This window comes from Immundisolibacter sp. (assembly GCF_028696615.1).
In the GTDB taxonomy this organism is placed as follows: Bacteria; Pseudomonadota; Gammaproteobacteria; order Immundisolibacterales; family Immundisolibacteraceae; genus Immundisolibacter.
Genome location: NZ_JAQVGQ010000177.1, coordinates 1 through 5761, shown reverse-complemented (window position 1 = coordinate 5761; position 5761 = coordinate 1). Strand labels below are relative to the sequence as shown.

General features: G+C 67.1%; 5 protein-coding genes. 3 read left to right on the top strand and 2 right to left on the bottom strand.

Annotated features, from left to right (window positions below):
* Positions 1 to 287: 287 nt before the first annotated feature.
* From PHC73_RS10870 to PHC73_RS10860, 3 genes are all read left to right on the top strand, one after another.
* Positions 288 to 1523 (top strand): S41 family peptidase, encoded by a 1236-nt coding sequence (locus PHC73_RS10870; RefSeq protein ID WP_366949862.1) that lies wholly within the window; start codon positions 288 to 290, stop codon positions 1521 to 1523.
* Between the two features lie 434 nt (positions 1524 to 1957).
* Positions 1958 to 2095, top strand: coding sequence for a hypothetical protein (locus PHC73_RS10865; RefSeq protein ID WP_300127919.1), 138 nt, complete (start codon positions 1958 to 1960; stop codon positions 2093 to 2095).
* Positions 2096 to 2141: 46 nt separating this feature from the next.
* Positions 2142 to 3752 (top strand): UbiD family decarboxylase, encoded by a 1611-nt coding sequence (locus tag PHC73_RS10860; protein ID WP_300127916.1) that lies wholly within the window; start codon positions 2142 to 2144, stop codon positions 3750 to 3752.
* Positions 3753 to 3966: 214 nt separating this feature from the next.
* On the opposite strand, the gene PHC73_RS10855 is transcribed toward PHC73_RS10860, so the two are convergent.
* Both PHC73_RS10855 and PHC73_RS10850 read right to left on the bottom strand, forming a co-directional pair.
* Positions 3967 to 4830 (bottom strand): MaoC/PaaZ C-terminal domain-containing protein, encoded by an 864-nt coding sequence (locus PHC73_RS10855; protein WP_300127914.1) that lies wholly within the window; start codon positions 4828 to 4830, stop codon positions 3967 to 3969.
* On the bottom strand, positions 4830 to 5735 hold the full coding sequence (locus tag PHC73_RS10850; RefSeq protein ID WP_366949861.1) for an SDR family oxidoreductase: 906 nt from the start codon (positions 5733 to 5735) through the stop codon (positions 4830 to 4832). The genes PHC73_RS10855 and PHC73_RS10850 overlap by 1 nt, the downstream gene beginning before the upstream one ends.
* Positions 5736 to 5761: the final 26 nt, after the last annotated feature.

Below are 5761 nucleotides of genomic sequence, written 5' to 3'. Positions count from 1 at the left end.
TGGCGCCAACCCGGCATCTGCAACCGCAATGACACATTCGATTGTACACAGGCGCCGCCCCACGGCGCCCCCCGCCGCACATGAGTGCCACGCGGCGGCCGTATACTTTGCGCCTCAAGAATGTCGCGCCGGCAGCGTGATGCGGCCCGCCGGCGCCCCCCTGCGGAGTGTCCATGTCCAAGCTGTTGAAGGCGTCGCTGCTGATCGCCGCCGGTTTTTCCTGCGCCCTGCTGTTGCAGCGTGGCGGCGCCCACGCCGAGCGCAGTGACGGTTCGCCAGCGGCGGGCATGGACCTGCCGGTACAGGAGCTACGCCTGTTCAGCGAGGTGCTGGGCATCATCCGGCAGAACTATGTCGAGCCGGTCTCCGACAGCGATCTGCTCAAAAACGCCATCCGCGGCATGTTGAGTGGGCTCGATCCACACTCGGCCTACCTGGAAGGCGATGAATTCCAGGAACTCAAAGAGGGCACCTCGGGCGAATTCGGCGGCCTCGGCATCGAGGTCGGCATGGAAGACGGCTTCGTGAAGGTGATATCGCCCATCGACGACACGCCGGCGCAGAAAGCCGGCATCCGTGCCGGCGATCTCATCATCCGGCTCGACGACACCGCCGTGAAGGGGCTGACGCTCAATGAGGCGGTCAAACTGATGCGCGGCGCGCCCGGCACCGATATCACGCTGACCATCGTGCGTGAAGGTGTGGAGCGCCCGCTGCAGATCAAGCTGACGCGGGCAGTGATCAAGGTCAACAGCGTGCGCAGCCGGACGCTGGAGCCGGGGTATGGTTACCTGCGCGTGTCGCAGTTCCAGATGGACACCGGCCGCAAGCTGCGCGAGGCGGTCAACACGCTGAAAGAAAAAAACTCGGGCGCGCTCAAAGGCCTGGTGCTGGACCTGCGCAACAATCCCGGCGGCGTGCTGACGGCCGCCGTGTCGGTATCGGACGCCTTCCTGAGCGATGGCCTCATCGTCTACACCGAAGGCCGTGGGCCGGAGGCCGAGCAGCGCTTCTCGGCCACGGCGGGCGACATCCTCGACGGCGTGCCGATCGTGGTGCTGGTCAATGCGGGTTCCGCGTCGGCTTCGGAGATCGTCGCCGGTGCCCTGCAGGACAACGGCCGCGCCATCATCATGGGCGAAAAGACCTTCGGCAAGGGTTCGGTGCAGACCATCCTGCCGATCAGCGAAACCGCTGCGCTGAAGCTGACCACGGCGCGCTATTTCACGCCCAAGGGGCGTTCCATTCAGGCCGAGGGCATCCAGCCCGACGTGCCGCTGGAACGGATGCAGCTGACGGCGGTGGAACAATCGTTCCAGCCGCTCGGCGAGCGTGACCTGGCGCGCCATCTGGACAATCCGAACGGCAAGGCCAAGTCGGCGGCGCCGGCGGACTCGAAGGCGGCGGATCAGCCGGCGGCCGACGCCGGCGAGGCCAACCTGGCAAAAGTCGACTTCGGCGTGCATGAGGCGCTGAACCTGCTGAAGGCGCTGAACATCATTCAGGCACGCGCCGGGCGTTAACAGGCAAGCCAGGGATGGCTTGCCCCCAAATCAAGCGCGTCAAGCGCTTGATTTGGGGGAGGCTCGTTGTGGACAGGTGCCGCGACGAGCCGAGTTGAAAAAGGGCAGGAAGCCCTTTTTCAACGGCCTGTTAGGGATACGCTGAATCATTCAGCGCCCCCCCGGGGCAGGATGCCCGGCCTGAATCGAGGGCGTAAGTCGTCGATTCAGGGAGCGCCCCGCGGGGGTGCACAGCGCGGCGGCGAGCTGAACAATTCCAAGCGGGGATTTTTCAGAATTTCCTTGAGGTCGATGCCGAAGAGTTCCATCGCTGGGATTTTTCGGCTCGCTGTGCCCGACCGACAACCCGGCGCTGCCGGCGGCCCACCGCTGGCGGTTTGCGCCGGCATGCCAATGTGCGCGCGGCTGCGGCTGCCCGGCGCCAGCAGCAGCTGGTGAGCCAGGCGCTGGCGGCGATGGGCGCGCCTCATCTGCTGCACCATGGCCGGCCGATGGTCGATCTGGCGGTCGGTCGGGCGTCGGCGCTGGCCGCTTTCGCCCAGACCAGACGCGCCCAATTGACCGTACGGTAAGCGGGCGGCTACGCTCCCGGTTTGCCTGTCCATCGGAGGAGATGCCATGGCCACCGCCGCGTCCGAGCTGCCGTCCCGCTATTACCGCGACCTGAACGAGTACATCGCCGCTTTGGAAGCGGCCGGCAAATTGCAGCGCGTCACGCGCCCCATCGACAAGGACACGCAGATGCACCCGCTGGTGCGTCTGCAGTTTCGTGGCCTCGAGGAAAAGGACCGCAAGGCCTGGTTGTTCGAGAACATCATCGACGCCAAGGGCCGCCAGTACGACATGCCGCTGGTACTGTGCGCGATGGCCGGCTCGTCGGACATCTACGCGCTCGGCCTCAAGTGCACGGTGGAGGAGATTCCGCGCCGCTGGGATCACGCCCAGGCCAACCCGATCGCGCCGGTCATCGTCGACCACGGCCCGGTGCACGAGCAGATCCTGCGCGGTGACGACCTGAAGGACCGCTGCCTGTCGCGCCTGCCGATCCCGATCTCGACCCCAGGCTTCGACAACGCGCCCTACACCACCGCCTCGCACTGGGTCAGCAAGGACCCCGACACCGGCCTGCACAACGTCGGCAATTACCGCGGCCAGCTCAAGGCCGAAGACCGCATCGGCGTGTACCCGGCCTCGCCGGGCTGGGGCATGCGCCGGCACATCGAGCTGTGGCGCGAGCGCGGGCACGAGAAGATGCCAGCCGCCATCGTCATCGGCGTGCCGCCGGCGGTGTCCTACACCGCCGTCACGCGCCTGCCGAACGACGTGTGCGAGTACGACGTGGCCGGTGGTCTGGCCGGCCACGCGCTGGAACTGGTCAAGTGTGTGTCGCACGATCTGCTGGTGCCGGCGCAGGCGCAGATCGTGGTCGAGGGGTTCGTGCCGACGCGTCTTCAGGAAATGGAAGGGCCGTTTGGCGAATTCCCCGGCTACATGGCGGCGCGTGACTATTCCTGGTTCATGGAAGTCACTGCAATCACCATGCGCAACAAGCCGATTTATCAGGCGTTTCTTTCTCAGTTCCCGCCCAGCGAGTCGTCCAAGATCCGCGGCATCGGCTGGGAGGCGGCCTGTTTCGATTACCTCAAGGCGGGCGGTTTCGACAACGTGCTCGAAGTCCACTACCCGGAAACCTCGGGCTCGTTCGGCGTGTGCCTGGTGCGTATCCGGCGCAGCAAGGACGACGACGGCCAGCGCATCTTGGATCACCTGGCGAAAAAATTCGTCGGCAAGGTCGCCATCGTGGTCGACGAGGACGTCGACATCCACGACCCGGGTGCCATTTACTGGGCGCTGTCCTATGCCATGCAGCCGCATCGGGATGTGCGCGTCGTCGACATCCCGCTGATGCCGCTGGACCCGTCGATCGCGCCGCCGGGCGCCAATCGTGGTCTCACCGGCGAGAAGCCGCGCATGTCGGGCCTGCTGATCGACGCCACGCGCGACTGGCCTTATCCGCCAGTGTCGCTGCCGCGGCAGGAGTTCATGGAAGGCGCACTCAAGCTGTGGCAGGAGCTCGGCCTGCCGGAACTGAAACTGCGCAAGCCCTGGTACGGCTACAACCTCGGCCACTGGTCGGCGGAGGAGGCCGAGGAGGCCGATCTCGCGGTACGCGGCGACTACTACCTCACCGGCGAGAAGCAGCGTCAGCAGCGCAGAAAGCTGGATTGACGCGCGTGTCCCCGGCGGCGTGCTGCCAGCGGGGATTGGCAGGCCGTTGAAAAATCGTTTTCAACGGCCTGTTGGGGCAAGCCAGGGATGGCTTGCCCGCAGATCAAGCACGACAAGCGCGCGATCTGCGGAGGCCGTCGCGGACCGGTGCCGCGACGAGCCGAGTTGAAAAGGGCAGGAAAGCCCTTTTTCAACGGCCTGTTGAGTCCTCACGTCAGGTCGAGGTGATCTCGGCCCGGCCGTGGCTCAGCACCACGACGTCGCGCTCCACCGCCCGGGTGCGAAACGCGATCCGGCTCCGCTCGTGCCAGATCTCGGTGCGCAGCGTCTCGCCGGGGTAGACCGGCGCCGAGAAGCGCGCCTGCATCGACCTCAGCCGCTTAGGGTCGTACTCGCCCGCCGTGCGCAGCAGCGCGTGCCCGGCCACCGCGAACGTGCACAGGCCGTGCAGGATCGGCCGCTCGAAGCCGGCCGCGCGCGCCACCTCGGGGTCCGCGTGCAGCGGGTTCAGGTCCCCGCACAACCGGTACAGCAGCGCCTGCTGCGGCAGGGTGGGCAGCTCGCACACCACGTCCGGTGCGCGCTCGGGCGTCGGGGCGAGCGTCATCGGTGGCGCATCGCTGCCGCCGCAGCCGCCGTCGCCGCGGCAAAACGTGCTGATGTCGAGCGTCGCGATGAGTTCGTCGCTTTCTGCATCGTGCAGCGTGCGCTGGCTGTAGACGATGGCACCTTTGCCGGGCCCCTTGTCGTTGATGCCGACCACGCGCGTGCGGCCGATCACCTCGCCGCTCGCTGGCAGCGGCCGGTGCAGCGTCAGGCCCTGCTCGGCGTGCACCAGGCGCACCCAGTCGATGCCGGTGCCGGGGTCTTTCATCCACAAGCCGGGGTAGCCCAGCACCACCGCCTGCGTGGGCAGGGCCTGCGGGTCTTTTTCATAGACGAACGGCAGTTGGCGAAGGTCGGTCGGATCGGCGCCCAGGCCGACGGCGAGCGCGTACAGCTGGCTGTCGCGCACGCCGTAAGACTGCCGAATTTCAGGCACCGGCCAGGACAGCAGGCGCTGATAGTCGATGGCCATCAGATGGGATCCCAGGCGAACACGTCGGCCGACACGGCGAGCGGGTAGAACTGCTCGCGAAATGCCGCCGGCAGGCGCTCGGCGAGCTGCTCGGGCGTCCAGCCGCCGTCGCGGTGGATGGAGCGCAGCGGGCGCGACTGCGACATCAAAAACACCTCGTTGGCGCGCACGGCGAAGATCTGGCCGTTGACCTCGCCGGCGGCGTCGGACAGCAAAAACACCGCCACCGGCGCGATCTTGTCCGGCGTCATGCGCTTCAGGCGCTCGACGCGCGCCTGTTGCTCGGGGGTGTCGGTGGGAATGGAGCCGATCATGCGGCTCCAGGCGAATGGCGAGATGCAGTTGCTGCGCACGCCAAAGCGCTGCATGTCGAGCGCGATCGACTTCGATAGCCCGACGATGCCGAGCTTGGCCGCCGCGTAGTTGGCCTGGCCGATGTTGCCGATCAGGCCCGAGGTGGAGGTCATGTGCACGAAGGCGCCGCCGCCCTGTTCGCGAAACAGCGGCGCCACGGCGCGACTGAGGTAAAACGAACCGAACAGGTGCACCTGCACCACCGCCTCGAAGTCCTGCGGCGACATCTTGTGAAAGATGGCATCGCGCAGGATGCCGGCGTTGTTGACCACGCCATCCACCCGTCCGAAGGCGTCGAGGGCCGTCTGCACGATGGCCTGGGCGCCGTCCCAGGACGCCACGCTCGCGGTGCTGGCCACGGCCTGCCCGCCGGCGGCGCGGATCTCGTCCACCATGCGCTGCGCCGGGCCGGCATCGACGCCATCGCCGCCCACCGAGCCGCCGATGTCGTTGACTACCACCCGCGCGCCCTGGGCGGCGGCCAGTCGCGCGATACCGCCGCCAATGGCGCCACCGCCGCCGGTGACGATGATGACCTTGTCGTGAAGCATGCCGGGCATGACCGATCCTTATGAGT